The following is a 25,926-nucleotide window of genomic DNA, read 5'->3' on the forward strand; positions in this document are numbered from 1 at the left end:
CTGACGCCGGTTGTCGATGGGATCGACGCACCGCCGTCAACCAGGATCAGGGAGCTGGTAAAAGTCTATTTCTTCACGGCAACAAGGAAAAGGCGCGGGAAGCGCAGCAGCACCTTGCCGTCGGCAAGCGGCGGATAGGCCTGCTCGATGCGCTTCAGGTATTCGGCGGTGAAGGCATCGCGATGGTCCGCGCCGGCATGATCGAGATAAGGGCGAAGACCGGTGCCCTTGACCCATTCGACGATGGCCGCCGCATTCTCCAGCGCATGATTGTAGTTGGTGTGCCAGATATCGACGCGGGCCGACTTGCCGATCAGCCTGTTGTAATAGACCGATGGTGCCGGCAGCGGATTGCGGCGAACGCTCTTCTTTGCGAAGGCCTCGCTCCAAGGCCCGTTTTTCGAGGTTTCCTCCATCATCAGATGGCTTTGTTCATTAAGATTATCCGGCATCTGGATGGCAAGCGCGCCGCCGGATTTCAGGCCGTCCATCAGATGATCGAGGATGTCGAGATGGTTCGGCAGCCACTGAAATACGGCATTGGCAAAGAGTAGATCCACCGGCTCCTGCGGGCGCCATGCCGCGAGATCGGCCTTGACGAAGCTCGTGCCGGGCATGCGCTTGCGAGCTGCCTCCAGCATGTTGTCGTCACGGTCGAGACCCTCGACACCTGCAGCGCCATAGCGCTCGACAATCAGCTCGGTGGAATTGCCGGGGCCACAACCGAGGTCGATCGCTCGTTCGACGTGCTGCAGCGGCACTTGCGCCAGCAGGTCGCGCGCCGGGCGCGTGCGTTCATCCTCGAATTTAACATACTGGCCGGCAGACCATGCCATGAGCGTATCCTCTTTCTAGATTGCGTATTTCAGTGGTTGAATCCGGACTTTGTCGATATTTCGGCGAGCGAGTTTGACCACTTCGTCAGCGAGTCGGCCAGCCTCGATGGCCGATTGATCGGGAGGGCTTGCCGGGCGCGGCCGTGATGAGCCGGCAAGCCTATCCGGGCAGTGTGACAGTTTCTCAAAATTGGCGGTGGTCGCTTGAACGAGCCAAATGGCTCAAGCCGATGCGGGACCGCCATGCTCCCTGGTCGCGCCTTCAAAATTGCGTGATGACGCTGATGCCCTTGCCCTCGGCCTTGTCGAGCGTCATGAGCGCCGGAACCGCCTCTTCCAGGCTGATCCTGCGGCCGATCAGCTTCTGTGGTGCGATCTTGCCGGCGGCGAGCATGTCGAGCATGGCATCGTAGCGCCAGGCCTGCATGCCGTGGCTGCCATAAATCTCCAGTTCGTGGCCGATGACCTGTGCCATCGGGATTTGCGGCGTCGCATCGTTGCCGAGCATGAGGCCGACCTGCACGTGGCGGCCGCGCCGGCGCAGGTTCTTGATCGAATTGAAGCACGTCGCGGGATGGCCGAGCGCGTCGATCGAGACATGCGCACCACCCTTGGTGATCTCGCGCACCGCCTCGGCCACATCGGCGACACTGGTTGCGTTGATGGTCGCGACGGCGCCGCATTCGCGGGCGAAAGCAAGCTTCTCGTCGGAAATGTCGATGGCGATGGCGTTGGCGCCAAGCGCGCTGGCAATCATGATTGCCGACAGGCCCACACCGCCGCACCCATGCACGGCGATCCATTCGCCCGGCCGTGTCTTCGCTTGGTCGGCGACCGCGCGGAAGGACGTGGCGAAGCGGCAGCCGAGGCTTGCCGCCGTCGCGTCATCGACCGCTTCCGGCAGGTGAACGAGATTGGTGTCGGCATAGTCGATGGCGACATATTCGGCAAAGGAGCCCCAATGGGTAAAGCCGGGCTGGAATTGGCTCGGGCAGACTTGCTGGTTGCCGGAATGGCATTCGGCGCAATGGCCGCAACCGGAGACGAAAGGAACGGTGACACGATCGCCGACCTTGAAGCGGACGACGCCTCGCCCGGTTGCAACCACTTTGCCGGCAAGCTCGTGTCCGGGCACATGCGGCAGCTTGATATCCGGATCGTGTCCCATCCAGCCATGCCAGTCGCTGCGGCAAAGCCCTGAGGCTCCGACGGCGATGACCACGCCATCCTCACCGGGTGTCGGATCGGGCAGGGTGCGGATTTCGGGCGTTGCCTCAAAGGACTCGTAGTACATCGCTTTCATGGGAGATCTCGCTCTTGCCTGACATCTGTCCCATCGATCATTTTTCCTGATGGACCTATTCGTCAAGTTGTTGTTTCGGCGCATGAAAATTGCGTTATGAATGCGGTATGGAGCGCTTTGTTGCAAATGAATTTTTCCGCTCAGTTTCTCCTTGACCGCGAGATTGCGCGGTTATTTGCTTTTCGTCAGGTAAAGCAATTTCAGGAAAAGTGCGTTGCGGCTTTCTGCCTGGAGTTGCGTGAAAACAAAAGATAGGGCGGTTCCTTTGAAAATCTGAGCCGCTTCAAGGGAGGAAATCACCATGTCCGTTGATACATCGCCGCGCACCACAACCTGGACCTATGTCGATGGCGAATGGTTGTCCGGCAATCCGCCGTTGATCGGGCCGACCTCGCACGCCATGTGGCTGGGTTCGACCGTATTCGACGGCGCACGCTGGCTTGATGGCATTGCTCCCGATCTCGATCTGCATTGCCAGCGCATCAATCGTTCGGCCGTTGCCATGGGGTTGAAGCCGCTCAAGACAGCCGAAGAGATCGAGGCGCTTGCCTGGGAAGGCATCAGGAAGTTCGACGGCAAGACGCCGATCTACATCAAGCCGATGTATTGGGGCGAACATGGTTCGCCGGGCAGCGTGGTCGCTGTGGACGCGGAATCGACGCGCTTTGCTCTTTGCCTTTTCGAAGCGCCGCTCAGCGGAAATGGCGGCATCACGCTTACCGTCTCGCCCTTCCGGCGACCATCGCCGGAAACGGCAATGACCGACGCCAAGACCGGCTCGCTTTATCCAAATAGCGGCCGCATGATCCATGAGGCCAGAAGCCGTGGCTTCAACAATGCGCTCGTGCGTGACATGAACGGCAACGTCGTCGAGACGGCCGCATCGAATGTCTTCATGGTCAAGGACGGCATCGTCTACACGCCGGTCGCCAACCGCACCTTCCTTGCCGGCATTACGCGCGCCCGTGTCATGGGTCTGCTGCGGCGGGAGGGTTTTGACGTGCGCGAGGAAACCCTGTCCGTCGAGCAGTTCATGGCCGCCGATGAAATTTTCACGACCGGAAACTACTCCAAGGTCGTCAGCGTTATTCGCCTCGATGATCGCGAACTTCAGGCCGGCCCGGTCGCCCGCAAGGCGCTGGAACTCTACATGGATTGGGCTCACGGCCGCAGCGCCAGCGAAGAGTGAGAAGCGTGGGACGCGTCGCTGTCCCGCAGATGACGGTTGTAGCCTAAAGTTGTTTTGCACTAGTCGGAATCATTTGGTGACGAAGAATGTGCAGCAAGCCATTCCATCAATTCCTCTCGGAAGCGTGTGTCCCCGATTTTAAACATGTCGAGATAGAGCGTCGAGGCGAGTGAGTCATAGAAATGTTCCGGGTTGCGATTCGTGACGAAGGCATATAGTTCCCATGCCCTCGTGAGCGCCGTCTCCATCGTTTCTTTATCTTGGTCTACGGTGACCAACGCGTGTTCAGCTAGAGCCCTGATGAACCAGGGATGATGTTCTTTCGCTTCCAATAGCCACCGGTCAGCCCGAGCGGCCTCGGCGATTTCCTCTGGCTGATTTCCTGTCTGTAAAAGCACCAGATTTAACATCTTGGAGGAAGGGGGCCAGCGATGTTTAGGATCATTGACAAAATTTAAACCGCAGGGTCGGCACCGAAAGCGCTGCATCTTTCGAACTTTCCCATTCTTCACGAAGTCTCTGGCGTAACAGCTAGGGCAATGGATATCTTCATCATCGTCCATATAAGCCACGCTACTTTCGTACTCTTGACGAGCGCCTACGCCAGCTTCGCAGCTCTCGGAGAAGCGCGTTTATTGCGGCGATCAAGCCAGTGATGGCAACGATTACGGCCGTTAATGAGAGTATATCCAACTGTCGTCCCTTCTGGCTATTTGAGATGCCATCAGGATATGATTTGCTGCCTTTGCTGCAACGATGAATTTTACACAAAATTAAGAGATAGATGGGGCGATACAAAATGGGTGGAGATGCAGCCTGGCTTACTCCACTTCCTTCTTCGGGCTGACCCACCAGCAATAGACCGCTCCTATCGCGAGCAACACGCAGGTGCCGAGGAAGACGGCGCGCATGCCGATATGGCCGCCGACGAAGCCGCCGATGACGGGACCTGCCACCTGGCCGACATATTGCGACGAGATGGAAAGGCCGAGGATACTGCCGGTGGCCGCGTTGGGAACGCTATGTCGGATGACGGCCGTAATGCAGGGTAACAGGCCGCCGAGCGCTATCCCCATCAGGAAGCGGAGCGCGATCAGCTGCCAGGCCGAGGTCACGAAGGCCTGCGGAATGAGCAGCAGCGCCGCAACGGCAAGAGCCGCCATGATGACGGTCCAGTGGCCGATACGATCGGCCAGCTTGCCGAGCCACGATGCCGACAGGATACTGCCGAGCGCGGCAGCGGCCATGACCACGCCCGATACCATCGTCACCTGCGCGTCGCTGACGAACTGCGCGACATAAACGGTAATGATCGGCTCGATCGACATATTGGCGAGCATCAGCAGCAGGCCGAGCGACAGCATCGCCATGACAGGGCGCTTGTCCGGAATGGATGCCCAGCTGCCGGCGGCTTTGGCAGCCTTCTTCCTTGCCGTGGACTTCTCCTCCTTGATCAGGAATGTCGTTGCCAGGAAGGTGAAGAAGATGATGCCACCCGCAAGCAGGAAGGTGCCGCGAATGCCGATCAGCGGCGGCAACGCGCCACCGATCAGCGGTCCGACAAGATTGCCTGCCATGATGCCGGCAGAGAGCGTGCCCAGCGCCCAGGCGGAACGATGCTTCGGCGTTTGTGCCGCCACCAGCACCATCGAGCCCGAGGAGTAGCCGCCGGCAAGGCCGGTGAACAGGCGCAGCGCCACCAGCTGCCAGACGTTGCCGGCCATGCCCATCAGCGAGATGGCGATCGTCATGCCGAGGCTGGCGCGCACCAGCATCAGCTTGCGGCCATATATATCGCCGAGCCGCCCCCAGAGCGGGGCGACGAAGGCGGCGGCAAAGAAGGTGGCGCCATAGGCGATGCCGGACCATTGCACGATCGCGGCCTTATCCGTGACGCCGAGTTCTTCGACATATAGGGGCAGGAACGGGAGCAGCAGCGTCATCGCCACGATCGTCGTGAACGAGCCGAGGAGGCAGATGATTAGGTTCCGCATCCAATGCGCGGTTTCCGGCTCGGCTGGTGCCGCCGCATCCCATCTCGTCTCAGTCATTTCTTGGCCTTTGCATTCAATGTGTAAAACAGTTCCTGGCTGCCCGATGCCAGGATATGACCCTTTGCTGCAGCGAGGAGATCGGCGCGGGTGAAAAGGTCCGGCAGGTTCAGTCTGTTGACGTCTAGCGCATAGACGGTGACGTGGTAGCTGTGGATGTGCTCGTCATTCCAGGGCGGGCAGGCGCCCATATAACCGCCATGCGGCCCATCCTTCAAGTTGCCGCCGCCGGCGCCGTTCTGGCCGCGCCGTCCATAGGCGGTGCGCTCGAGCTTTAGTCCCTGAGCTGAAGAGCCGTTTCCATCCGTGCCCTCGGCAAGGTGGGTACGCGACGCCGGGATATCGGCGAGCACCCAATGAACGAACTCCATCCGTTTGAAATCCTTCGGGATGGTCTTGTCGGCCTTGTTGAACAGCGAGAAGTCGCTGGGAACGTCCGGATCGACCATGGTCAGCGCATAGGAACGCGTGCCCTTGGGGCCCTTCGACCAGGATACGGCCAGGCTTTTGTTGGGTCCGGGTGCCGATTTGTCGTATGGCGTGGAGATGCAGGAGGCATTTTCCGGCAGCAGCATCCGGCCATCGCTCTTGGCAAACGTCACCTTCAGATCGGCCGATAGGGCCGGGCTGGCGACAGCTGCTGCGATGACGGTGGCGTTCAGAAGGTTGAGCATGTTTTTCATGATGTTGCCCTTTCGCGGTTCGCTCCTGTGAGCTTCGAGGGCAGGGTCTAACAAATCGGTGGCGAGCGTCGGCGCACGCAAACGCTCAAAATGCTGTCGCAAACGCTCACGCGCGGCGAAGTCGTTCTGCAAAGCGGCGAGGCGAGCGATAGCCGGTGGCGAGCGCGGCTTCCCGCAGCGAAAGCCCGTCTTCGGCAAGAAGGGTCGTTGCCAGCGCCACGCGCTCGCTTGTCAGCACATCGCGCAGGGACGTTCCCTCGCGCGACAGGCGCCGGCGCAGCGTCGCGTTGCTCGTGCCGAGTTCGGCGGCGATGAGATCGGCCGTCCATGGGCGATCGGGTTGCCAGCGCACCAATCCCCGCACTGCTTCTGCGGTGGTCCCGGTTGAACGGGGCAGGGCGCCGCGCATCCCGAGAACCATCAGGATTTCGAGAAGACGGTGTTCGATCAGCGGGACCGGCATGTTGCCGCCGGCAATGCCTTCGCCGGCATGGCTGATGGCGGCGGCCAGCAACGGATCGAGCGGCAGGTCGATCTGGGATGCGGGCCGGGCCGGCGGGAAGGCCTTTGCCGCGCGGCGCGTCAATTCCTCAGGAAAGGTAATGAAGATTGCCCGATAGACGCCGGTCTGTGGATCGGGGTCGTTCACGACATCGCCGCTCCACCCGGCCGGCAGCACAAGCACCGTACCGGCCGCGAAATGCCGCTGTCGTCCCATGCTGATGATTTCCTTGGAACCTTCGAGGATGGCGACGATTGAAACCTGTGAAAAGGCGGAGCCGGCAATGCGCTCGCGTTCGCGTGTGACGAAGGTGAAAAGCGTCGAATAGCTGCCGATGCCGCTCGGCGCGGCGACCGGGCGATTGTCCTTCGCCGCCAGGCGGCGCAGCTTTTCCAAGATGTGATGATGAGCCTCGGACACGGCGATGGCTTCCTGCTGACATGGGGGTATCGCAGAGTTTGAACCACCGAGATGGCAATGCCAAGTCCGCAAAGCGCCTTGTCGGTTCTCCTGGCTCATGTTATAAACTGATTGCATATTGCAATCAGTTTATTGAACAAACCTCGATTGCCTGATGTAAAGGAGGAGAAACATCATGGATTCTCTCGAAAATGCGCGTTGCGATACGGTCAGGCGTCTGTTTGCCGCCTACCTTGCCCAGCATCCCGATATCGTCGAGCCGATGCTGACGGAGGATTTCACCTTTTCCAGCCCACGCGACGACCACATCGACCGCAAGAGCTATTTCGAACACTGCTGGCCGAAGGAGAAGGTCTTTTGCGATATCCATATCGAGCATCTCGTTGCTGACGGCGACGACGTGATCGTTGGCTATCGGGCAGAGAAGATCGATGGCGGCAGCTTTCGCAATGTCGAGATGATCCGCTTCGCCGGGGATCGGATCGCTGAAGTGAACGTTTATTTCGGGCGGAACGTGTAGCGGTTCAGCCGGCGGCGCTCTTCGCCACCGCTGCCGCAAGGGCTGCCGCCGGGCCGGTCATCGGTCGTTCTACATGGTCCGGCAGAAGGTCGGCAGCATCCGTCATTGAAGCCTGCGCGAAAGCGATCGTGGCGGCACCCTCGCTATTTGCCACTTTCACTGCATCGGCGATGCAGAAAAGATAAGCCTTCAGATCGCCCGCCCGGAAGTGCGCCCATGCGCCGGGAACCAGTCGAACCTCGATTTCGGCGCGCGTCGCTCTTGCAGCCGCTTCGAAAAGCGTTGTTGTCGGTGCGATGGTCGTTTCGACGGTACAGAGGACGACAACCTTGCCGCCCTTCTTGACGGCTTGCTCCGCCAGCATCGCATCGGCCCGAATGATCGGTACCGCAGCACCTGCCGCGACCTTCGATGCCGCCGGTCCGAGCGTCGAGCAGTTGAGCACCACGGCATCGGCGTCTCTCGCGAGAGTTAGCAGGAGCGCCGCGGTCTCGTCCGAAATCTCTTCTGTGAGGTGGCCTACCGCTTCGGCGGCAAGAAGCAGATCGGATCGGACATGGTGGCGCAACATGCCGGGCGGCAACCCCAATGCATTTGCCGCGGCCTCATAGACGGCGATGTTGCTTTCGGCGGTGTGCAGGCAGGCGATGGTCACGGGATGTCTCGCGGCTGTCAAAAGGTCAGCGAACTTAGCTTTGCTGGTGCAGCGTGTCGACGTCTGCATAGCGCCGTCAGTCATCTATCCAAACTTGATCATATGCCGTAAGGAAAACTTCTAAGTCGATGCTATACCTGATTGAAAAATAGGGCAATTTTTGCTCTCGCGTGCAACTTTTTTGGCATGTCGCCGGTTGCTCTTCCAGGCGACCGCTCCTATGTTCCGGTTCACCTGCCGACGCAATTTTTTGCCAAGAGGAGATATGACCATGGCTTTCGAATTGCCTGAACTTCCGTACGATTACGATGCACTTTCGCCCTTCATGTCGCGTGAGACGCTTGAGTATCACCACGACAAGCACCACAAGGCTTACGTCGACAACGGCAACAAGCTTGCTGCAGAAGCAGGTCTCGCCGATCTGTCGCTCGAAGAGATCGTGAAGAAGTCTTTCGGCACCAATGCGGGCCTCTTCAACAATGCAGCCCAGCACTACAACCACATCCATTTCTGGAAGTGGATGAAGAAGGGCGGCGGCGGCAACAAGCTGCCGGGCAAGCTCGAAGCAGCTTTTGCCTCCGATCTCGGTGGCTACGACAAGTTCAAGGCTGATTTCGCCGCTGCAGGCGCCACTCAGTTCGGCTCCGGCTGGGCATGGGTTTCCGTCAAGAACGGCAAGCTCGAAATCTCCAAGACCCCGAACGGCGAAAACCCGCTCGTTCACGGTGCAGATCCGATCCTCGGTGTCGACGTTTGGGAACACTCCTACTACATCGACTACCGCAACCTGCGTCCGAAGTACCTCGAAGCCTTCGTCGATAGCCTGATCAACTGGGACTACGTCCTGGAGCGCTACGAAGCCGCTACGAAGTAAGGTTCGCCGTACAGGCTGGCTTTCGCACCCGGCGTCTTTTTGGGCGTCGGGTGTTTTCTTATCCGCAAGCATCTCATGATATCATCCGCGTGCCGCTTACCGCCCCCAAAGGAGGCCGCCCAAGGAGGCTGAATGCAGTCCGCACCGCTCTTCCGCTTTGGCGTTATCGCTGATCCGCAATATGCCGATCTCGAGCCTAATCTCGCTCTCAATCGCTATCCCGCCGATAGCCTCCTCAAGCTCCGCGCGGCAATCGATGAGTTCAATCGACACGATCTCGCCTTCGTCGTCACGCTCGGCGACATCATCGATCGTGAATGGAAGAGTTTCGACGCCGTTCTGCCAGTCTATGAGGCACTGCGTCACCCCAGGCATTTCCTGCTCGGCAATCACGATTTTGTCGTGGGAGCCGAACATCTCGCTACGGTGCCCGCTCGCGTCGGCATGCCTGCCGCCAATTACGATTTCGTCCTTTCCGGCTATCGCTTCATCGCGCTCGACGGCAACGAGATCAGCGTTTTTGCCTCGCCGGAAGGCGACCCGCGTCGCCAGCAGGCGAAAGACATGATGCTGGCGCTCGAAAACGCTGGCGCGCCCAACGGACAACGCTGGAACGGCGCGATCGGAGACGAACAATATGATTGGCTTGCCGCGAAGCTCACGGCAGCAAAGCTGGCGGGCGAGAGGGTTATCGTCATGAACCATTATCCGGTCTTCCCGGATGATGCGCATAATGCCTTGAACAGCGACCGCATGCTGGCATTGCTGGCCGAGCACGACCATGTCGTTGCCTACCTTAATGGCCACAATCACGCCGGTAATTTCGGGGTGTCGGATGGGACCTACTTCGTCAACTTCAAGGGCATGGTCGATACGCAGGATACCAGTGCCTACGCCATCGTCTCGGTCTATGAGGACCGCTTGGAGATCACCGGCTTCGGCCGCGAGACCGATAGAACGCTGATGCTTCGCTGATGCTCACTCCGCCGCCATCCGCATTTCGGTTACATCCTTTTTCGGCGGCGTGCCGAACATGCGGGCATACTCGCGGCTGAACTGCGAGGCGCTTTCATAGCCGACCTGATAAGCCGCACTCTCCACATTGGCATAGCCGGCGGCCATCAGGCGGCGAGCCTCCAGCAGCCGCATCTGCTTTTGATATTGCAGCGGCGTCATGGAGGTCAGCGTCTTGAAATGTTGGTGGAAGGATGAAGGGCTCATGCGCGCGGCGGCGGCCAGTTGCTCGATGCGCATCGGCTCCGCAAAGTGGTCGCGCAACAGGCGGATGGCATCGGCAATGCGCCGGGTCTGACCGTCCGGCAATACCAGCTTGCAGACCTCGCCACCATTCGGGCCGGTGAGCAGCCAGAAGCAGATTTCCCGCATGATCGCCGGATAAAGCACCGGAATGGCGCTCGGCGTCGCAAGCATGCGGGTCAGTCGCACAAGGCAATCTTCCAGCGACTGGTTCAGATCTTCAACGAAGATGGCGAGCCGGGCGCTGCCTGTCGGCTTTGGTGGCTTGTCGAGCTGTTCCATCACCTCGCGCAGAACGCCGACATCGAATTCGAGCGAGATCGCCATGTAGGGCTTCTCTTCGCTCGCTTCGATCACGCGGCCGGAGGCGGGCAGCTCGATGCTGATGATCAGCGCCTGCATTTGCCGATAGTCGATGACCCTTTCGTTCAACATCAGCTGTTTTGCACCCTGAACGATGACGCAGAGTGCAGGCCGGTAGACCATCGCATGCGGCATTTTCAGTTCCGTCGAACGCATGATGTGCAGGCCATCGATGCCGGTCGGAAAAACGCCGTTCGCGCCGCCGTCGCTGGCTTCGATGAAGCGCGATATCGCCTCTTTCAGGGCTGATGACATGACCAATCTCCGCGGCAGGATGTGCTGTCCTTATCATAGCAGCGCGAAGCGCACCGGCAAGGCACTTGGAGGAATAGGCAAGAAATTCGAGAGTTCCGGCATTCAAGGAAATGGTCGCCAAGGCGTAACCTGTTGTCATCATGCATCCCCTGGAGAACGCTTATGACAACGGAAATTGCAGAAAAATCAAAGGGAAAGATTGCGATCATCACTGGCGGCAGTCGTGGTCTCGGGCGCAATGCCGCCATTCATTTCGCCGGCCGAGGCGGCGATGTCATTTTGACCTATAATGCAAATAAGGCAGAAGCCGATAGCGCCGTCGCTGAGATTGAAGCGCTCGGTCGAAAGGCTTTTGCCTTGCAGCTCGATGCCGGAAATGTTGCGTCCTTCGATGCGTTCGTGGCAGAAGTCGGCCGGGTGCTGCAGCAGGTGTGGGGCCGCGATCGTTTCGATTTCCTCGTCAACAATGCCGGCACGTCCTACCACGCGTCAATTGTCGAAACGACGGAAGCCGAGTTCGACAAGCTCTACAACGTCCATCTCAAGGGCGTATTTTTCCTGACACAGAAGCTGTTGCCGCACATCAATGACGGCGGCCGCATCGTCAATATTTCATCGGGTCTTGCCCGCTTCAGCAACCCCGGCTCGTCTGCCTATGCGTCCATGAAGGGTGCGGTCGAAGTTCTCACGCGCTACCTCGCGAGAGAGCTTGGCGCTCGCGGCATTGCCGTCAACACCGTGGCGCCCGGCGCGATCCAGACGGATTTCAGCGGCGGCATCGTTCGCGACAATCCCGAGGTCAACAAGATGGTCGCCTCCATGACGGCGCTCGGTCGTGCCGGCCTGCCCGACGACATCGGTCCGATGATCGCCTCGCTGCTCTCGGACGACAATCGTTGGATCAACGGTCAGCGTATCGAAGTCTCCGGCGGCATGGTCGTCTGATCCGGATTGCATGGCTGTCGACGTCGAACATCTCAGCCGGTCGCGGCTGGGGTGTTTATCTGCCAGCCATTGACCCAGATCCGGCGCAAGGCGTCTCCTTCGCCCTTGAACCAGAGGCCGGTCGACTGGCAATCCTCGATCCGGTCGCTGCGGAAATTGCGGATGGCCTCACGCAGCTCGCACCATGCGACGATATTGGCCGTCTCGGCATAATAGATCAGCGCAATCGGCCGGATGGTGCGTTCGGTGGCGCGACCGAGTTCGTCGCGATAGGCGAGGTCGAGTTTTTCCTCTTCGCGAATGGCGCGGCGGATGAGCGCCAGATCGATCGCGGATGCAGACGGGGCGGCAAAGCCCCAGGCATGCAGTGCATTGGCATCGAGCGTCTGGCGCAGCGGTGGCGGCACTGCACCGGCGATCTTGGCGGTGACGCGCTTGGCCGCCTCCTTCAGCTCCGCATCGCCCGTCCGTTCCAGCAGCGCCAGCGACAGGACGATCGCCTCCATTTCTTCGATGGAAAACATGAGCGGCGGCAGGTCGAAGCCGGGCCGCAGTATGTAGCCGATGCCGCGCTCGCCCTCGATCGGCACGCGCATGGACTGAAGTGCTGAAATATCGCGATAGACGGAGCGCACCGTCACTTCCAGCTGGGCGGCAATCTCCGCTCCGGTCACCGGTCGCTTGGCCAGACGCAGGATCTGGATGATTTCGAAAAGGCGCGATGCCTTGCGCATTCCTGCCCCTCAACATGAAGGCTACTGACAATACCCCGTCAGTTGGCTCATTTTATAAGACTGCCTATCGATTTGAAAATCAATCATTTCCTCTCCGATTTCCAAGGTGAGGACGATAGGCAACTGACATGGGTTACGCAGAAAATCTCTGGCTTTTCTTCATCCTTCTCTTAGGAATCATCATCGTGCCGGGCATGGATATGCTGTTCGTGCTCGCCAATTCCCTGACGGGCGGCAGCAACCGCGGTCTTGCCGCAACGGGCGGCATCATGCTTGGTGGGGCGGTGCATTCGCTGAATGGCGCAATCGGCATTGGGCTGCTGATGCATTTCGTACCTGCACTGTTCAATCCGCTGCTCATTGCCGGCGGCGCTTACATGGCCTTTATCGGCTACACGCTCATGCGCAGCTCCATCACAGTAGGAGGCGAGGGGCCGGCCGGCAGCCGCTCTGCCTGGAAGGCGTTCCGGCAGGGGGCGATCACTTGCCTGATCAATCCCAAGGCCTATCTCTTTATCTTCGCCGTCTATCCGCAATTCCTGAAACCGGATTACGGCCCGATGTGGATACAGGCCGTCATCATGGGAGCGATGACCATCACGACGCAATTTGCCGTCTATGGAGCTCTTGCCGTCACTGCCGGGCGTAGCCGCGACTTGCTGGTCGCCAATCCGCAGGCAACCGCCTTAGCCGGCCGCGTCGCCGGACTGCTGCTTGTCGCGGTGTCGGTATTCACGGTCTGGGAAGGTTTGAAAATGACGTGAAATCCGGTGAGATGGGGGGAGTGTGTCTATAGCATGACACTGATTTCATTCGGTTCTCACCATTTTGTGACTTCATTGCCGGAAGGGAAACCGGCAAACATGTCGACGTTATCATGCGCCGGGCCGCTGACGCGGTCTTGATCACTCTGAGAGGTAGGAGAACGAAATGAAGTGGAGAACGATTGTGGCGGCGACGGCTTTGGCCGGCATCGCCTTGGGTTCTGTTGTCGCGGCCGACGGTACGCATGACTCCCGCATCGCGATGATGAAGAAGATCGGCGGCGCGACCGGCGCTCTCGGTGCGATTGCCAAGGGCGACAAGCCCTATGATGCCGATATCGTCAAGGCGTCTCTGACGACGATTGCCGAAACCGCGAAGGCGTTCCCGGATCAGTTCAATCCGCAGAGCGACAAGAGCGATGCCGAGGTCAACCCGAAGATCTGGGACAACCTCGATGACTTCAAGGCGAAGGCAGCCAAGCTTTCCACCGATGCCGAAACAGCGCTCGCACAGCTCCCCGCCGATAAGGCTGGCGTTGGCGCGACGCTGAAGACACTCGGCAGCAGCTGTGGCGCCTGTCATCAGGCCTACCGCGTCAAGAAAGACTAAGCGGTAGGTCGGCCTCGTCTGCAAATCAGTTTTGGCATCCGCACCGGTTTGCCCGGTGCGGAGCTTTTTGGCTTTTAAGCTAGGGGGTAATGTGATGGCGCGGTTTATCCGGTGGTTGCTTTGTCTTTTCGGCGTGATCATCCTCGGCTGTGGCGCATTCTATGTCATCACCGCGCCGTCACCCTTGCCGGCGAGCCATTGGGCCAATCTCGGCGATCCAGACATCAAGAGCGGTCAGCAGGTCTTCTGGGCCGGCGGCTGCACGAGCTGTCACGCGGCTCCCGGCGCGCAGGGCGATGCCAAGCTGGTGCTTTCGGGCGGCTTGGCGCTGACCAGCCCCTTCGGCACCTTCCATGTTCCGAATATCTCGCCGGACGAGAAGGCCGGGCTTGGTAGCTGGACGCTTGCCGATTTCGGCAATGCCATGAAGCGCGGCGTCGGCAAAAACGGCGAACATCTCTATCCGTCCTTTCCCTACGGCTCTTATACCCGCATGAGCGACAAGGACATCAACGATCTCTGGGCCTTTCTGAAGACGCTGCCGAAGAGCAACAACGTCGCGCCGCCGCACGAGCTGCCCTTTCCCTTCGACGTCAGGCTCGCGCTTGGCGCCTGGAAATTCCTGTATCTCAACGATCAGCCGCGTGTCGTGCTCGCCAGTGCCGATGACAAGATCAAGCGCGGCCAGTATCTGGTCGAAGGACCGGGTCACTGTGGCGAATGCCATACGCCGCGCGACAGCCTCGGCGGCTTCGTGAGCGGCCAATGGCTGGCCGGTGCGCCCAATCCGGAAGGCAAGGGCCAGATCCCGGATATCACGCCCGGCTCCAAGGCAATCGGCAACTGGAGCGCCGGTGACATCGCCAATTACCTCGAAACCGGCTTTACCCCGGATTATGATTCCGCCGGCGGTTCGATGGCCGAAGTCCAGCAGAACATAGCCCACCTGCCGGCAAGCGACCGGGAGGCGATCGCAGCCTATCTGAAGGCGCTTCCGGCGAAATAAACCGAGAGAAGCTCAAGCCGCTCTTTGGCGCTTGGCGAGGTAGAGATGCGTTTGATAACGCAGCTCGAATTCACCCCCATGTGCGTTGATCGCATCGGCAAGCGCGGAAAGCAGCGCTTGCCGCTGATCTTCGGCCAAAAGCCGGTAGCTTGAGAGCGTGCGCAGCAGATCTATATAGCTTTGCGCCGTATGCAATCGGCTCCAACGATAGCAGTGATGGACCGGTGTTTCGAAATGGTTGGACTGCTGTAGGTCCCGGGCAAAAGGCCCGTCGGGCAGATACCAGGCTTCTGCGGGCGGGCCTGCAAGCTGCGGTGCATGGTGGGCATAGACCTCGGCGAATTGTTTGGATAGCGGCTCATCGAGTGGCATCGGCACATTGCCGAAGACTGCGAGTGTTCCTTCCGGCGAAAGGAAAGCGGCAGTCCTGGCGAAGCGTCGCTCCGGTGAAACCCAGTGGAAGGATTGTGCCGCGGCTACCAGCCTGAAGCTTCCCGGCTCGCCCGACCATGCTTCGAAGGTGGTTTGCTGGAATTGTACCTGCGGAAATTGAGCCAGTCTTTTCCGCGCGACCGCAATCAGCTCAGCGCCGGGATCAAGCGCGAGAACGCAGAGGTCGTGACGGGCGAAGCCTTCCATCGCTTGTCCGGTGCCGCATCCGATCTCCAGGATCTTATCCGTGGCTTCCAGCCCGGCGAAGTCCATGACATCGGCAAAAAGCGCCTCCGGATAGAGGGGACGGGAGATATCGTAGAGCGTGGCGACGCCATCGAATGTGAACCGCTGTTCCAACGCGCATCTCCAGTTTCCGATCGGGGCCGATAGCCATTTTTCTAGCGCATTTCCCGGCAAGCTTACAGCTTCGGGATTCGGCAACGGGAGAGGGTGCTCGTGGACGCAAGGGTGACGCAGAAGGTTCCGTATTTCAGCCAGTGGGAAACGCCTGACATGACGCTGGCGGTTGTGGCCGAGGGAGCACAGTCGGCCTTGCTGAAGGATCCGTTTTGGGCCTCTTCCGGCGCCGACAGCGTCGAGGACTATGCGCGCTGGGCCGGCAATCTCTGCGGCATGGCCTGCCTGAAGATGGTGCTTGCCGCCCGCACCGGCAAAGCCGTGCCGATCATGGATCTCGCCATGGGCTGCCGTGATTATGGTGGCTATGTCGAGGAGGCGGATGGCCGGATCAAAGGTCTGATCTACGCGCCCTTCGTTCCGTTCGTCCGCGATCGTTTTGATCTGAATGCCCAAGTCGTCACAGGGATTTCCGTCGATGACATCGCCGATATCCTCACGCAGGCGGAGTTCTTCATTGCGTCGGTGCACCATTCCATCCGGTGGCCCGAGGCCGAGCCGCCGACCAAGGGTGGCCATCTGGTGCTGGTGACGGCTGTGGACGGAAGCAGGATCCGCTTCCACAATCCCTCGGGCCACGTCGATGCGACGCGTGAGAACGCGGAAATGTCGCTGGAGGTGTTTGAGAGGTTCTTTGCAGGCCGCGGGATCGCCATCGATCGCTAAAGCATTTCCAGTCGCAATGCCGGAAAGCGCTAAAGATCAGTTTTCGACGACGATCCTGTTAAAGGCCGGCATCAGGCAAGGGCCTGCAGATAGCGCATGCCGGTGACCGGACGCGGCTTGAAGTCCATGTTTTCGTAGAAGCGGTGAGCCTGAAAGTTCCCAGTCGCAGCTCCCACGGAAAGGTAGCTGCAGCCGGCCTTGCGGGCAATATCCCGGGCGCGGTCGACGAGATGCTGTCCGACGCCATGACCACGATGGCCGTCACGCACGAAGAGATGGTGCAGGTCCATGCCGCGCTGGCCTTCCTGCGCCTTGTAGAGCGGCACGAGGATGGCGTAGCCGAGTAGTCCATGTTCGCCTTCGGCAACCAGCGCGGTGATCCAGGGGATCGGGCCGAAGAGATCGCGCTCAAGCTGCTCGGGCGTCGTGTCGGAAGGATCGCCATGATGGGCGGCTAGCAGCCGGATCATGTCGTTCAACTCGGGCAGATCGCGCTGCTGCGCGCTGCGGATTGTCAGCACAGGCGGCCGTAGGAGTGAGATTTCGCTGTCGTCTAGCATGGCATTCTGCGTCCTTGTTTTCGAGTAAGCCGTCAGGACGCTGCCGATACAACAAAGCCGCCTGACGGCGGCTTGTTGACATATGATCTGTCTTGGCCGCCCCTTACAGGTACAGCCAAAAATACGAGCAATTGTGGAGCGCGTTCGTGATCATGGGCGCATCAATGATCCGGTTCCGCGCATTTGTCAATGGGGCCTTATAGACGGATGATTTTAGGTCTGTTCGAGCGAAAATGATCCGTCTCTGGAATCAAATAAGTAGAGCATGATGTCGTTCGAAACCCGCCTACACTTTTCGGCATCATGGTCTAGTGCTCGTGTTCGCATAGCCCATGGTCGGAAAGCGCACGGATCACATAGCAGTCTTCGATGCTGTGTCCGTCGCAATGCGAGACGATGCGCTCCAGCTCGTGCTCCAGTCGCTTCAGCTGCGCGATCTTGCCGCGCACATCGTCCAGATGTTCCCTGGCGATGCGGTCGGCGCCGACGCAGGGGCGGTCGGGATGCTGGCTGAGCGAGATCAGTTCCTTGATGGCGTCGATGGTCAGTCCGAGGTCGCGGCCGTGACGGATGAAGGCAAGGCGCTCCTGGTCGGCCTTGGAATAGCGCCGCTGGTTGCCTTCGCTGCGTTCCGGCTCCGAGATCAGGCCCATCTGTTCATAATAACGGATCGTCGGCACTTTTACACCGGTCCGCTTGGATAGATCGCCGATCGTCAGCATCGCATAATCCTCAAAAGCTCTAGTCTCTAGAGAAATATATGCGTTTGTCTGTAGAAATTGCAAGGTCACGGGAACCCGATGGGCGACATGACGCATTCCAACAAGCCTTGATGCGAGATGTTTCCGCATCAAAAGACCGCTTCCCATCCGCAGTCGACAATAGTATACCCCCCTATATTATTTTTTGAGGCCACGATGTCCCACACCATTCGCCAGCAAGCCAAACTCCTCTCCCGCGTCCGCCGGCTCAAAGGCCAGATGGAGGCTGTGGAGCGGGCACTCGAGGCCGAGAGACCGTGTGGAGAAATCCTGCAGCTCCTCGCTTCCATTCGTGGCGCATTGACGGGGCTGACCGGAGAGGTGCTCGAAGATCATTTGCATGAGCATATTCTCCATGCCGAAAGCGAAGAAGGCCGCCGTCAAGCGGTCGATGAAATCGCCGATGTGCTGAAGACCTATCTGCGATGACCAGGGCACGGCGGAGAGAACGGCGGGACAGGATTTAACAGGAGAGCGATGTGATGAGTATTTCCTCCGAAATGGGCCACAGCCATGTGTTTCTGGGCTCCGATCACCAGCGCAACGAGCGGCGCATCTGGCTCGTCATCGCGCTGACCGCCGTCATGATGGTGATCGAGATCGGCGCGGGCACGGTCTATGGCTCGATGGCACTCGTGGCGGATGGCTGGCATATGTCGACGCATGCCAGCGCCATGCTGATTTCGGCGCTCGCCTATCTCTACGCACGCCGCCATGCGCACAATGCGCGCTTCACCTTCGGCACCGGCAAGCTCGGTGATCTCGCAGGCTTCGCAAGCGCCATCATTCTGGCTTTGATCGCGCTGATCATGGGCTGGGAAAGCATCTTGCGGCTCGTGGATCCGGTCGCGATCAATTTCCGTGAAGCCATTGCCATCGCGGTGCTCGGTCTTCTCGTCAACCTTGCCAGTGCATGGCTGCTACGCGATGATCACAGCCACCACCATCATGGCCACGCGGGCCACACTCACAGCCACGATCACGCCAATCAGCATGATCATCATCATGCTCACGATGAAGATCACGACTATGGCGAAGATCAAAGCAAGAGCGGCAGCAGGGATAACAATCTCCGCTCGGTCTATGTTCATGTGATCGCCGACGCAATGACATCGGTTCTCGCCATCGCCGCCTTGCTGCTCGGCAGCCGTTTCGGCTGGACCTTCCTCGATCCGGTCATGGGCATCGTCGGCGGTCTGGTGATCCTGCAATGGGCCTGGAGCCTGCTGCGCGTGTCGGGCGCGGTGCTCCTCGATTTCATTCCGAAGGGCGAAGACTTGCCGGAGGAAATCCGCGAGGCGATCGAAACGGAGGAAGATCGCATCACCGATCTTCACGTCTGGCAGGTCGGTCCCGGACATCATGCCGCGATCGTTGCCGTCGCAACGCCAGTGTCGCGCGATCCGTCCTTCTACAAGGCGCGGCTTGCGGAGATCCACGAGCTTTCGCACGTGACTGTCGAAGTTACCGTCGACAAGGCCGCATAAAATCCGCTAGCAATCGGGGAGGTCAGAGGCTTGCCATATTCCTCGCATAGCCCGAAATCTGCCCGATTCTGCTGGAGGCCCCTCATATGCCCACATTGCTCACCCGCCGCCGCCTCATGGCGGGCTCGGCATTGCTCGTTCCCGCTCTGACGCTCGGGCCTGGCGCTCTTTTTGCCCAGGACAGCGCTGCGCCGGCGCAGACGCCGCCCGCAACGGATAGTACCCCGGCGCCAGACGCCGATAGTCAGGGAATGGACAGCGATGGCGGGGCTCAAGGCAACTCGCAACTGACTGACGATGTCGACAAGCAGCTTGCGGACCTCGAGAAGAAGACCGGCGGCCGGCTCGGCGTGTCCGTGCTCGATACCGAAACCAACATCTCTCTCGGCCACCGCGAGGAGGAGCGTTTTCCGCTTTGCAGCACCTACAAGGCGCTCGCCGCCGGCTTCGTGCTGGCGCGCGTCGATCAGGGCACGGAAAAGCTCGACCGCCGCGTTACCTATGGCAAGGACAAGGTCGTCACCTATTCGCCGGCAACGGAGAAGCACGCAGATGCCGACGGCATGACCGTGGCCGAGCTGTGCAGCGCGGCGATCACCCTCAGCGACAACACCGCCGGCAACCTGCTGCTCGAAAGCTTTGGTGGCCCGGCTGCGTTGACAGCATGGCTGCGTACGACCGGCGACACGGAAACCCGTCTCGACCGCAACGAGCCCGATGTGAACCAGGCGGTGAAGGACGATCCGCGCGATACGACCACCCCGGACGCGATGCTTGACAGCATTGGCCTTCTGACGCTCGGCAACACGCTGTCGGAGACCTCGAAGGATCAGCTGATCAACTGGCTTGTTGCCAACACCACGGGCAACAACCGCCTGCGCGCCGGCCTGACAAAGGAATGGAAGGTCGGCGACAAGACCGGGACCGGAAACAATGGTTCTTATGCCGATATCGCCGTCATCTGGCCGCCGGATCGCGGCCCGATCCTGGTGACGACCTTCGTTGCAGAGGCAACGGCGTCCGCAAAGGATGTCGAAGCGATCTTTGCCGAAGTCGGCAAGATCGTCGTTGGCATGGTTGGCCAGTAACGATGAAGAGCTGAGACAAAACAAAACGATACGATCGAGATGTGAATCAGGATCGTATCGTCTTCATGCAATATAGTAGTTTCGTCAGGCGAGCGACAAAGCCGAAGCAGCGCTGTCGGTCTGCTTGTCGTTGCCGTTGGCGTCGATGTTTCCAACGCCGAGCTTCTGCTTGATCTGTTCGGCAATCTGATCGTTGATCGCCTTCTGGTCGTCGGCGGAAAGCGCCCGGAAGGACTCTTCGGTCAGGCCGTGCGATTCCAGATATTGCGCCCTGATCTTCTGGGCAGGCGTCATATTCGCCCATTTGGAAAATTCGTCGAGAATATCCTGGTTGGACTTCTTGCTCGATGCAGTCGAAGCGCTGGCGCTTGCCGTAGACGAATCATCATCGCCCGTGCTGCCGTCTGATGACGCTGCGGCAACCTGGCTGAGCCAGAGACCGGAGGAAATCGAGGAAGGAACGCCGCTCGATGCAATCGAAGGCCCCTGCGAATCGTCCTGTTGGCCGCCGCTGTTGCCGCTGCCGCCGGGCAGACTGAATGGCGTGCTGTCGTCGGCGCTGGCATCCTGCTTGCTGCGGATCGGTGCGCTGAAATAATTCTGGGTGCTGTGGTGCACTTTCATCGTCGCAATCTCCCTATAGGTTGATGGGACGATGACTCTTCAACCCTGTCCGGGGCTTATGTTCTCGACGTCATCACGTCCCGCAGAAGGTTTGCAGCACGCGTTCCGTCGGCAGGGGTGGCTCAGCATAGGGCGCAAAGGCAGGCTGATCCTCGTATGGTCTGGCCAGAACCTCAAGCAGCGCCTCAAACAGCGAGAAATCGCTATCATCGACGGCGGCCTGGATCGCCTGTTCGATACGGTGATTGCGCGGGATGAAGGCAGGATTGACCCGTCGCATGGCGACCGCACGCGCCGCCGGCGTTTGCGGGTCGCGGACAAGCCGCTCGCGCCAGCGTTCAAGCCAAGGCGTGACAGATTGCGCCTCCTGGAAGCTGGCGGCAAAATCCGAGACGTCTTCGTCTGCAGCGAGTGAAGCAAGACGGCGGAAGACGAGCGTGAAATCGGCGCTCTGCTGCTGCATGATCGCCAGCAGTGACTGGATCAGATCGAGGTCGCCGTCCTCCTCGCTCGCAAGACCGATCTTGGCGCGCATGCCGGCCAGCCAATAGGCCTGGAAGCGTTCGCCATAGGCTTTGATGATGGTGTTCGCGAGATCGATGGCCGTGTCGGCGGATGGATCGATGAGCGGAATAAGCGTCTCGCCGAGGCGCGCGAGATTCCATTGGCCAATGCCCGGCTGGTTGGCATAGGCATAGCGGCCGTTGCGGTCGATCGACGAGAAGACCGTTGCTGGATCGTAGGCATCCATGAAGGCGCAGGGCCCGAAATCGATCGTCTCGCCGGAAACGGTCATGTTGTCGGTGTTCATCACGCCGTGGATGAAGCCGACATGTAGCCAGCGTGCAATCAGCGAAGCCTGCCGGTCAGCAACCGCTTCCAGAAGGGAGAGGTAGGGGTTGGCTCGATCCCTGATCTCCGGATAATGCCGGGCGATGACATGATCGGCCAACACCTTCAAGCTCTCGGTATCGCCGCGTGCGGCAAAGAACTGGAATGTGCCGACGCGAATGTGGCTTGCCGCCACCCGCGTGAAGACGGCGCCCGGGAGCACCTCTTCGCGATAGACGGGTTGGCCCGTCGTTACAGCCGCAAGCGCCCGCGTCGTCGGGATGCCAAGCGCGTACATCGCCTCGCTGACGATATACTCACGCATCACCGGACCGAGCGCCGCACGCCCGTCGCCGCGGCGCGAAAACGGCGTCGGGCCTGGCCCTTTGAGCTGAATGTCGCGGCGTCTGCCGTTGCGGTCCTTCACCTCGCCGAGAAGAATGGCACGGCCGTCACCCAGCTGCGGCACGAAATTGCCGAACTGATGACCGGCATAGGCCATGGCGAGCGGTTGCGAACCGGGCAAGAGTTCGTTTCCGGAAAAGATTGCAGCTGCATCGAGCCTCAAAGCGTCGACGTCGAGCCCCAGCTCGCGCGCCAGCACCTCGTTGAACTTGATCAGCTTCGGCGCGGAAACAGGTGTCGGCGCCTGCTCGGCAAAGAACTGCGGCGGCAGGCGCGCATAGCTGTTGTCGAATGCGATCGGTGGCGCCTGAAGCGCGGTATCGTCGTGAAAATCTGAGCTCATGCATCTAACGTAGGGTTGCCAGAGGAGAGGCGCAAGGCGATTATTTAATGCGGCGGCTCGCCCTGTAGGATGCAGAGGGACTTGGAGGAAAGTTAACATGCGCTTGAATCAAGTGACTGTAACGATGCCAGATCTCGATGCAGGCTGGAGCTTTTACTGCGCACTTGGTCTTAAGCCCGTAGTCGATGCGCGCCCACGATATGCCCGTTTCGTCTGTCCGGACGGAGACAGCACGTTCTCTTTACACCGAGGCGAAGCAGGTGGCGGTGGCACGACCGTCTATTTCGAGTGTGACAATCTGGACGAGGTCGTCGAAGGCTTGAAGACCGCAAAGATCGCCTTCGTAAGTGGGCCGGCCGATAAAAGTTGGCTTTGGCGCGAGGCAGAACTTTTCGATCCGGGAGGAAATCGCGTCATCCTTTATTTTGCGGGATCAAATCGTATCAATCCTCCGTGGCATGTAGCGTCGCGATAGCCGCCGCGCCCTTAACTTTCCTCCATCTCACGCGCCATCTCAGCGAGCTTCTTCACCGTGTTGAGATTTCTCGATGTTCCCGCCTTCAGCGCCGGCAGCTTCAGCTTGGAGCGCCCCGAGCCATCGGGATAGTGCACGTAGATTTCCTTGCCGGCGATATGGACTTCCTCACCGCCGGGGGCGACGAGCTTGTCGAGAGCATCCGCCGGGGCGGCTTCCGGCAGGAAGGTCACCAGCAGGTAGTTCGGCTTGGCGTGGGGAAAGGGCGAGCCTTCCGCGGCGGCTTCCAAGGCCTTTCGGCTGCGCAGGATCACGCCGGGCGATTTACCCATCCTCTCCGTCAGCGCCTTTTCCAGATGAGCGTGAACTTTTGCCTCGTTGTCATCAGAGCGAAAAAGCACGTTTCCGCTCTGAATATAGGTCTTCACATCCCGAAAGCCTGCGCCTTCGCAGAGAGACTTCAGATCCGCCATCGGTAACGTGCCGGTGCCGCCGACGTTGACGGCACGCAGCAAGGCAACAAAGACGTTCATCCGCGTTCTCCCGAGGCTGGGTTACATCTTGCCCGCGACCTTGATGGCGAAGGAATATTCAAACGCCACTTCCTCCAGGCGCTGGAAGCGGCCGGAGGCGCCGCCATGGCCGGCATCCATATTCGTCTTCAGCAGGATCGGCGCATCGCCCGTTGTGCTGTCGCGCAGCTTGGCGACCCACTTTGCGGGCTCCCAATAGGTGACGCGCGGGTCGGTAAGGCCGCCGAGCGCCAGGATCGGCGGGTAGGCCTTTTCGCCGACATTGTCATAGGGGCTGTAGGCGGCAATCTGCTCGTATTCTTCCTTGCTGTCGATGGGGTTGCCCCATTCGGGCCATTCCGGCGGCGTCAGTGGCAGGGTGTCGTCAAGCATGGTGTTGAGCACGTCGACGAAAGGTACGGCAGCGATGATGCCGGCGAATTTTTCCGGCGCCATGTTGGCCACGGCCCCCATCAGCATGCCGCCGGCCGACCCGCCCTCGGCGATGATGTTCGCGTAAGAGGTGAACTTCTCCTGATTCAGATAGTCGGCTGCCGCGATGAAGTCCTTGAAGGTATTGGTCTTCTTCTCCATCTTGCCGTCTTCGTACCAGGCAAAGCCCTTGTCCTTGCCGCCGCGGATATGGGCGATGGCGTAGACGAAGCCACGGTCCGCCAACGACAGGCAATTGGTGTTGAAGCCGGCCGGAATGGCGATGCCGTAAGCGCCGTAGCCATAGAGCAGGCAGGGTGCGGAGCCGTCGAGCGGCGTGTCCTTGCGATAGAGCAGCGTCACCGGCACCTGTTCGCCGTCCCATGCCGGCGCAAAGACGCGACGGGTCACGTAATCGGCGGGGTTATGGCCGGAGGGTACTTCCTGGGTCTTCAGCAAGGTGCGTTCGCGCGTCACCATGTTGTAGTCGTAAAGCTGGCTCGGCGTCGTCATCGACGAGTAGGAGAAGCGGATGACATCCGTGTCGTATTCCGCAGCGCCCTGCAGGCCGAGCGAATAGGCTTCTTCCTCAAAGGCGATCGAATGCTCCTCGCCGCTGCGGCGATCACGGATGACGATGCGCGGCAGGCCATCCTTGCGTTCCAGCCAGATGAGATGACGGGCATAGGCCATGTGGTTGAGGAGCAGCGTGCCAGGCTTGTGCGCGACGATTTCGCGCCAGTTTTCCTTGCCCGGCTTGTCGGCCGGCGTCTCCATGATCTTGAAATCCTTGGCGTCGCCGTCATTGGTGAGGATGTAGAAGACATCGCCGCCTTCCGTGATCTCATATTCGATCCCAGTCTCGCGTGCCGCCACCAGCTTTGGCTTGGCGGTCAGATCGGCGGTCGGGATGATGCGGTATTCGCTGGTTTCGTGATCGTGGATATCGATGAAGATATAATCGTCGAGCAGCGAGCCGCCGACGCTCATGAAGAAGCCCGGATCCTCTTCCTCGTACACAAGACGGTCTTCAGACTGCGGGGTGCCGATGAGGTGATGGAAGATTTTCGACGGACGATGGTTCTCGTCCTGCAGCGTGTAGAAGAAGCTCTTGCCATCGGGCGCCCAGACCCCGCCGCCGCCGGTGTTCTCGACGACGTCGGCAAGATCCTCGCCCGTTTCGAGGTTGCGGACCTTCAGCGTGAAATATTCGGAGCCCTTGTCGTCGTAGCCCCAGATGCCATGGCTGTGATCGGTCGTGTGATCGAGGCCGGACAGACGGAAGTAGGACTTGCCTTCATTCTCCTTGTCGCCGTTGAGAAGCAGCTTGCGACCGCTGCCGTCGCGGGCCTCGCGAAAATAGTGCGGCTGCTCTCCGCCCGTGACGAACAGCGTGCCATAGGCATAAGGGCCGTCCTTGACCGGCACCGAGCTGTCGTCTTCCTTGATGCGGCCCTTCATCTCGGTGAAGAGCGCCTTCTGGAGGTCCTTCGTGTCGGCCATGGCCGCGTTCATGTAGGTGTTTTCGGCATCCAGATGTGCGCGGATTTCCGGCGCCAGGATCGATGGATCCTTGAACATCGCCTGCCAGTTATCGGCACGCAGCCAGGCATAGTCGTCGCTGCGGGTAATGCCGTGCCGGGTATCCGTAACGGGCTTTTTCGGGGCAGCGGGCGGTGTGGAAAGGTTCTTGAAAACTGACACGGAAGCGCTTTCTCTGGAATGAAAGTCGGATGCGAAGAGAAGAGAGAAATAGAGGGCGGGCGACGGCGGTTCAATAGCTAAGTATGCCCTCAAGTTTCATGCAAGTCGCCGGGATTAGTCTCGATCGGACAGGCAGCTTGCGGGAAGAGCCTTTTATGACCCTGCCTTGATGAGACCACATTTGTTACGGAAGTCGGCATACACTGCGTCGACATAAAG

29 protein-coding genes are annotated in these 25,926 nt (G+C 59.8%); 13 read left to right on the forward strand and 16 right to left on the reverse strand.

The genetic code is table 11. The features are described from left to right. Nucleotides 1-65 precede the first annotated feature (65 nt). Complete coding sequence (tam, locus tag HGP17_RS00880; protein ID WP_168805077.1) at nt 66-836, reverse strand: trans-aconitate 2-methyltransferase; 771 nt, start codon at nt 834-836, stop codon at nt 66-68. A 262-nt stretch (nt 837-1,098) separates the two neighbouring features. Next, on the reverse strand, nt 1,099-2,139 hold the full coding sequence (locus tag HGP17_RS00885; RefSeq protein ID WP_168805079.1) for a zinc-dependent alcohol dehydrogenase family protein: 1,041 nt from the start codon (nt 2,137-2,139) through the stop codon (nt 1,099-1,101). A 301-nt stretch (nt 2,140-2,440) separates the two neighbouring features. Between HGP17_RS00885 and HGP17_RS00890 the strand changes: the two genes are divergently transcribed. Beyond that, nucleotides 2,441-3,328 (forward strand): branched-chain amino acid aminotransferase, encoded by an 888-nt coding sequence (locus HGP17_RS00890; protein WP_168805081.1) that lies wholly within the window; start codon nt 2,441-2,443, stop codon nt 3,326-3,328. A gap of 59 nt (nt 3,329-3,387) precedes the next feature. Here the strand turns inward: HGP17_RS00890 and HGP17_RS00895 are convergent, their stop codons facing one another. The 4 genes from HGP17_RS00895 to HGP17_RS00910 form a co-directional block, all read right to left on the reverse strand. Next, nucleotides 3,388-3,891, reverse strand: a complete 504-nt coding sequence (locus tag HGP17_RS00895; RefSeq protein ID WP_246703971.1) for an IS1 family transposase — start codon at nt 3,889-3,891, stop codon at nt 3,388-3,390. A gap of 258 nt (nt 3,892-4,149) precedes the next feature. Next, nucleotides 4,150-5,379, reverse strand: coding sequence for an MFS transporter (locus HGP17_RS00900; RefSeq protein WP_168805086.1), 1,230 nt, complete (start codon nt 5,377-5,379; stop codon nt 4,150-4,152). After that, nucleotides 5,376-6,062 (reverse strand): YbhB/YbcL family Raf kinase inhibitor-like protein, encoded by a 687-nt coding sequence (locus tag HGP17_RS00905; RefSeq protein ID WP_168805088.1) that lies wholly within the window; start codon nt 6,060-6,062, stop codon nt 5,376-5,378. Before HGP17_RS00905 ends, HGP17_RS00900 begins: the two co-directional genes overlap by 4 nt. A gap of 106 nt (nt 6,063-6,168) precedes the next feature. After that, nucleotides 6,169-6,984: an AraC family transcriptional regulator gene (locus tag HGP17_RS00910; RefSeq protein ID WP_168805090.1), complete on the reverse strand. Its 816-nt coding sequence runs from the start codon at nt 6,982-6,984 to the stop codon at nt 6,169-6,171. A gap of 175 nt (nt 6,985-7,159) precedes the next feature. Between HGP17_RS00910 and HGP17_RS00915 the strand changes: the two genes are divergently transcribed. Further along, a complete protein-coding gene (locus HGP17_RS00915) occupies nt 7,160-7,504 on the forward strand; it encodes a nuclear transport factor 2 family protein (RefSeq protein WP_168805092.1) in 345 nt (114 codons plus the stop codon). Between the two features lie 4 nt (nt 7,505-7,508). Here HGP17_RS00915 and HGP17_RS00920 read toward each other — a convergent pair whose 3' ends face one another. Then, complete coding sequence (locus tag HGP17_RS00920; RefSeq protein ID WP_168805094.1) at nt 7,509-8,159, reverse strand: aspartate/glutamate racemase family protein; 651 nt, start codon at nt 8,157-8,159, stop codon at nt 7,509-7,511. Nucleotides 8,160-8,430: 271 nt separating this feature from the next. Between HGP17_RS00920 and HGP17_RS00925 the strand changes: the two genes are divergently transcribed. Further along, nucleotides 8,431-9,033, forward strand: coding sequence for a superoxide dismutase (locus HGP17_RS00925; protein WP_168805096.1), 603 nt, complete (start codon nt 8,431-8,433; stop codon nt 9,031-9,033). 132 nt (nt 9,034-9,165) lie between these two features. Then, nucleotides 9,166-10,008: a metallophosphoesterase gene (locus HGP17_RS00930; protein WP_168805098.1), complete on the forward strand. Its 843-nt coding sequence runs from the start codon at nt 9,166-9,168 to the stop codon at nt 10,006-10,008. A 3-nt stretch (nt 10,009-10,011) separates the two neighbouring features. Here HGP17_RS00930 and HGP17_RS00935 read toward each other — a convergent pair whose 3' ends face one another. Continuing rightward, entirely contained in the window at nt 10,012-10,908 is an 897-nt protein-coding gene (locus HGP17_RS00935) for an AraC family transcriptional regulator (RefSeq protein ID WP_168805100.1), read from the reverse strand. A gap of 162 nt (nt 10,909-11,070) precedes the next feature. On the opposite strand from HGP17_RS00935, the gene HGP17_RS00940 reads away from it, so the two are divergent. Then, on the forward strand, nt 11,071-11,853 hold the full coding sequence (locus HGP17_RS00940) for an SDR family oxidoreductase (protein ID WP_168805102.1): 783 nt from the start codon (nt 11,071-11,073) through the stop codon (nt 11,851-11,853). A gap of 32 nt (nt 11,854-11,885) precedes the next feature. Here the strand turns inward: HGP17_RS00940 and HGP17_RS00945 are convergent, their stop codons facing one another. After that, complete coding sequence (locus tag HGP17_RS00945) at nt 11,886-12,587, reverse strand: YafY family protein (RefSeq protein ID WP_168805104.1); 702 nt, start codon at nt 12,585-12,587, stop codon at nt 11,886-11,888. Between the two features lie 128 nt (nt 12,588-12,715). On the opposite strand from HGP17_RS00945, the gene HGP17_RS00950 reads away from it, so the two are divergent. The 3 genes from HGP17_RS00950 (at nt 12,716) to HGP17_RS00960 (ending at nt 14,967) form a co-directional block, all read left to right on the forward strand. Continuing rightward, nucleotides 12,716-13,351, forward strand: a complete 636-nt coding sequence (locus HGP17_RS00950; protein WP_168805106.1) for a LysE family translocator — start codon at nt 12,716-12,718, stop codon at nt 13,349-13,351. Nucleotides 13,352-13,517: 166 nt separating this feature from the next. Further along, nucleotides 13,518-13,961, forward strand: coding sequence for a cytochrome c (locus HGP17_RS00955; RefSeq protein WP_168805108.1), 444 nt, complete (start codon nt 13,518-13,520; stop codon nt 13,959-13,961). Between the two features lie 91 nt (nt 13,962-14,052). Then, nucleotides 14,053-14,967 carry a cytochrome c gene (locus HGP17_RS00960; RefSeq protein WP_168805110.1) on the forward strand — a complete coding sequence of 305 codons (915 nt, stop codon included), beginning with the start codon at nt 14,053-14,055 and terminating at the stop codon, nt 14,965-14,967. Between the two features lie 12 nt (nt 14,968-14,979). Here HGP17_RS00960 and HGP17_RS00965 read toward each other — a convergent pair whose 3' ends face one another. Further along, nucleotides 14,980-15,759, reverse strand: coding sequence for a class I SAM-dependent methyltransferase (locus HGP17_RS00965; protein ID WP_168805112.1), 780 nt, complete (start codon nt 15,757-15,759; stop codon nt 14,980-14,982). Between the two features lie 99 nt (nt 15,760-15,858). Between HGP17_RS00965 and HGP17_RS00970 the strand changes: the two genes are divergently transcribed. Next, nucleotides 15,859-16,485, forward strand: coding sequence for a C39 family peptidase (locus tag HGP17_RS00970; protein ID WP_348648876.1), 627 nt, complete (start codon nt 15,859-15,861; stop codon nt 16,483-16,485). 71 nt (nt 16,486-16,556) lie between these two features. Here the strand turns inward: HGP17_RS00970 and HGP17_RS00975 are convergent, their stop codons facing one another. Both HGP17_RS00975 and HGP17_RS00980 read right to left on the reverse strand, forming a co-directional pair. Further along, nucleotides 16,557-17,045: a GNAT family N-acetyltransferase gene (locus HGP17_RS00975; RefSeq protein ID WP_168805114.1), complete on the reverse strand. Its 489-nt coding sequence runs from the start codon at nt 17,043-17,045 to the stop codon at nt 16,557-16,559. Nucleotides 17,046-17,353: 308 nt separating this feature from the next. Continuing rightward, nucleotides 17,354-17,767, reverse strand: a complete 414-nt coding sequence (locus HGP17_RS00980; RefSeq protein WP_168805116.1) for a helix-turn-helix domain-containing protein — start codon at nt 17,765-17,767, stop codon at nt 17,354-17,356. A gap of 195 nt (nt 17,768-17,962) precedes the next feature. Between HGP17_RS00980 and dmeR the strand changes: the two genes are divergently transcribed. The 3 genes from dmeR to bla all read left to right on the forward strand — a co-directional run bounded on the left by dmeR (nt 17,963) and on the right by bla (nt 20,381). After that, nucleotides 17,963-18,235 (forward strand): Ni(II)/Co(II)-sensing transcriptional repressor DmeR, encoded by a 273-nt coding sequence (gene dmeR, locus HGP17_RS00985; RefSeq protein WP_168805118.1) that lies wholly within the window; start codon nt 17,963-17,965, stop codon nt 18,233-18,235. 53 nt (nt 18,236-18,288) lie between these two features. Further along, nucleotides 18,289-19,293 (forward strand): CDF family Co(II)/Ni(II) efflux transporter DmeF, encoded by a 1,005-nt coding sequence (gene dmeF, locus HGP17_RS00990; protein ID WP_168805120.1) that lies wholly within the window; start codon nt 18,289-18,291, stop codon nt 19,291-19,293. A gap of 86 nt (nt 19,294-19,379) precedes the next feature. Next, nucleotides 19,380-20,381: a class A beta-lactamase gene (gene bla, locus HGP17_RS00995; RefSeq protein ID WP_168805123.1), complete on the forward strand. Its 1,002-nt coding sequence runs from the start codon at nt 19,380-19,382 to the stop codon at nt 20,379-20,381. Nucleotides 20,382-20,465: 84 nt separating this feature from the next. Here bla and HGP17_RS01000 read toward each other — a convergent pair whose 3' ends face one another. After that, nucleotides 20,466-21,005 (reverse strand): hypothetical protein, encoded by a 540-nt coding sequence (locus HGP17_RS01000; RefSeq protein WP_168805125.1) that lies wholly within the window; start codon nt 21,003-21,005, stop codon nt 20,466-20,468. A 73-nt stretch (nt 21,006-21,078) separates the two neighbouring features. Next, nucleotides 21,079-22,584 carry a protein adenylyltransferase SelO gene (locus HGP17_RS01005; RefSeq protein WP_168805127.1) on the reverse strand — a complete coding sequence of 502 codons (1,506 nt, stop codon included), beginning with the start codon at nt 22,582-22,584 and terminating at the stop codon, nt 21,079-21,081. A 97-nt stretch (nt 22,585-22,681) separates the two neighbouring features. Here HGP17_RS01005 and HGP17_RS01010 point away from each other — a divergent pair, with 97 nt between their 5' ends. Beyond that, on the forward strand, nt 22,682-23,059 hold the full coding sequence (locus HGP17_RS01010; RefSeq protein WP_168805129.1) for a VOC family protein: 378 nt from the start codon (nt 22,682-22,684) through the stop codon (nt 23,057-23,059). Between the two features lie 11 nt (nt 23,060-23,070). On the opposite strand, the gene HGP17_RS01015 is transcribed toward HGP17_RS01010, so the two are convergent. Next, entirely contained in the window at nt 23,071-23,592 is a 522-nt protein-coding gene (locus tag HGP17_RS01015; protein WP_168805131.1) for a DUF1697 domain-containing protein, read from the reverse strand. 21 nt (nt 23,593-23,613) lie between these two features. Beyond that, the gene (locus tag HGP17_RS01020) at nt 23,614-25,707 is read right to left on the reverse strand and encodes a S9 family peptidase (RefSeq protein WP_168805133.1); all 2,094 of its coding nucleotides are present in this window, start codon (nt 25,705-25,707) and stop codon (nt 23,614-23,616) included. Nucleotides 25,708-25,926: the final 219 nt, after the last annotated feature.

Origin of the sequence: Rhizobium sp. P38BS-XIX, assembly GCF_012641435.1 — a bacterium.
Taxonomy (GTDB): domain Bacteria; phylum Pseudomonadota; class Alphaproteobacteria; order Rhizobiales; family Rhizobiaceae; genus Rhizobium.

What these genes read in the sequence shown, in the direction of transcription:
- tam (WP_168805077.1), bottom strand. Translation starts at nt 836, where the DNA reads ATGGCATGGTCTGCCGGCCAGTATGTTAAATTCGAGGATGAACGCACG.
- HGP17_RS00885 (WP_168805079.1), bottom strand. Translation starts at nt 2,139, where the DNA reads ATGAAAGCGATGTACTACGAGTCCTTTGAGGCAACGCCCGAAATCCGC.
- HGP17_RS00890 (WP_168805081.1), top strand. Translation starts at nt 2,441, where the DNA reads ATGTCCGTTGATACATCGCCGCGCACCACAACCTGGACCTATGTCGAT.
- HGP17_RS00895 (WP_246703971.1), bottom strand. Translation starts at nt 3,891, where the DNA reads ATGGACGATGATGAAGATATCCATTGCCCTAGCTGTTACGCCAGAGAC.
- HGP17_RS00900 (WP_168805086.1), bottom strand. Translation starts at nt 5,379, where the DNA reads ATGACTGAGACGAGATGGGATGCGGCGGCACCAGCCGAGCCGGAAACC.
- HGP17_RS00905 (WP_168805088.1), bottom strand. Translation starts at nt 6,062, where the DNA reads ATGAAAAACATGCTCAACCTTCTGAACGCCACCGTCATCGCAGCAGCT.
- HGP17_RS00915 (WP_168805092.1), top strand. Translation starts at nt 7,160, where the DNA reads ATGGATTCTCTCGAAAATGCGCGTTGCGATACGGTCAGGCGTCTGTTT.
- HGP17_RS00925 (WP_168805096.1), top strand. Translation starts at nt 8,431, where the DNA reads ATGGCTTTCGAATTGCCTGAACTTCCGTACGATTACGATGCACTTTCG.
- HGP17_RS00930 (WP_168805098.1), top strand. Translation starts at nt 9,166, where the DNA reads ATGCAGTCCGCACCGCTCTTCCGCTTTGGCGTTATCGCTGATCCGCAA.
- HGP17_RS00935 (WP_168805100.1), bottom strand. Translation starts at nt 10,908, where the DNA reads ATGTCATCAGCCCTGAAAGAGGCGATATCGCGCTTCATCGAAGCCAGC.
- HGP17_RS00940 (WP_168805102.1), top strand. Translation starts at nt 11,071, where the DNA reads ATGACAACGGAAATTGCAGAAAAATCAAAGGGAAAGATTGCGATCATC.
- HGP17_RS00945 (WP_168805104.1), bottom strand. Translation starts at nt 12,587, where the DNA reads ATGCGCAAGGCATCGCGCCTTTTCGAAATCATCCAGATCCTGCGTCTG.
- HGP17_RS00950 (WP_168805106.1), top strand. Translation starts at nt 12,716, where the DNA reads ATGGGTTACGCAGAAAATCTCTGGCTTTTCTTCATCCTTCTCTTAGGA.
- HGP17_RS00955 (WP_168805108.1), top strand. Translation starts at nt 13,518, where the DNA reads ATGAAGTGGAGAACGATTGTGGCGGCGACGGCTTTGGCCGGCATCGCC.
- HGP17_RS00975 (WP_168805114.1), bottom strand. Translation starts at nt 17,045, where the DNA reads ATGCTAGACGACAGCGAAATCTCACTCCTACGGCCGCCTGTGCTGACA.
- HGP17_RS00980 (WP_168805116.1), bottom strand. Translation starts at nt 17,767, where the DNA reads ATGCTGACGATCGGCGATCTATCCAAGCGGACCGGTGTAAAAGTGCCG.
- dmeR (WP_168805118.1), top strand. Translation starts at nt 17,963, where the DNA reads ATGTCCCACACCATTCGCCAGCAAGCCAAACTCCTCTCCCGCGTCCGC.
- dmeF (WP_168805120.1), top strand. Translation starts at nt 18,289, where the DNA reads ATGAGTATTTCCTCCGAAATGGGCCACAGCCATGTGTTTCTGGGCTCC.
- bla (WP_168805123.1), top strand. Translation starts at nt 19,380, where the DNA reads ATGCCCACATTGCTCACCCGCCGCCGCCTCATGGCGGGCTCGGCATTG.
- HGP17_RS01000 (WP_168805125.1), bottom strand. Translation starts at nt 21,005, where the DNA reads ATGAAAGTGCACCACAGCACCCAGAATTATTTCAGCGCACCGATCCGC.
- HGP17_RS01005 (WP_168805127.1), bottom strand. Translation starts at nt 22,584, where the DNA reads ATGAGCTCAGATTTTCACGACGATACCGCGCTTCAGGCGCCACCGATC.
- HGP17_RS01010 (WP_168805129.1), top strand. Translation starts at nt 22,682, where the DNA reads ATGCGCTTGAATCAAGTGACTGTAACGATGCCAGATCTCGATGCAGGC.
- HGP17_RS01015 (WP_168805131.1), bottom strand. Translation starts at nt 23,592, where the DNA reads ATGAACGTCTTTGTTGCCTTGCTGCGTGCCGTCAACGTCGGCGGCACC.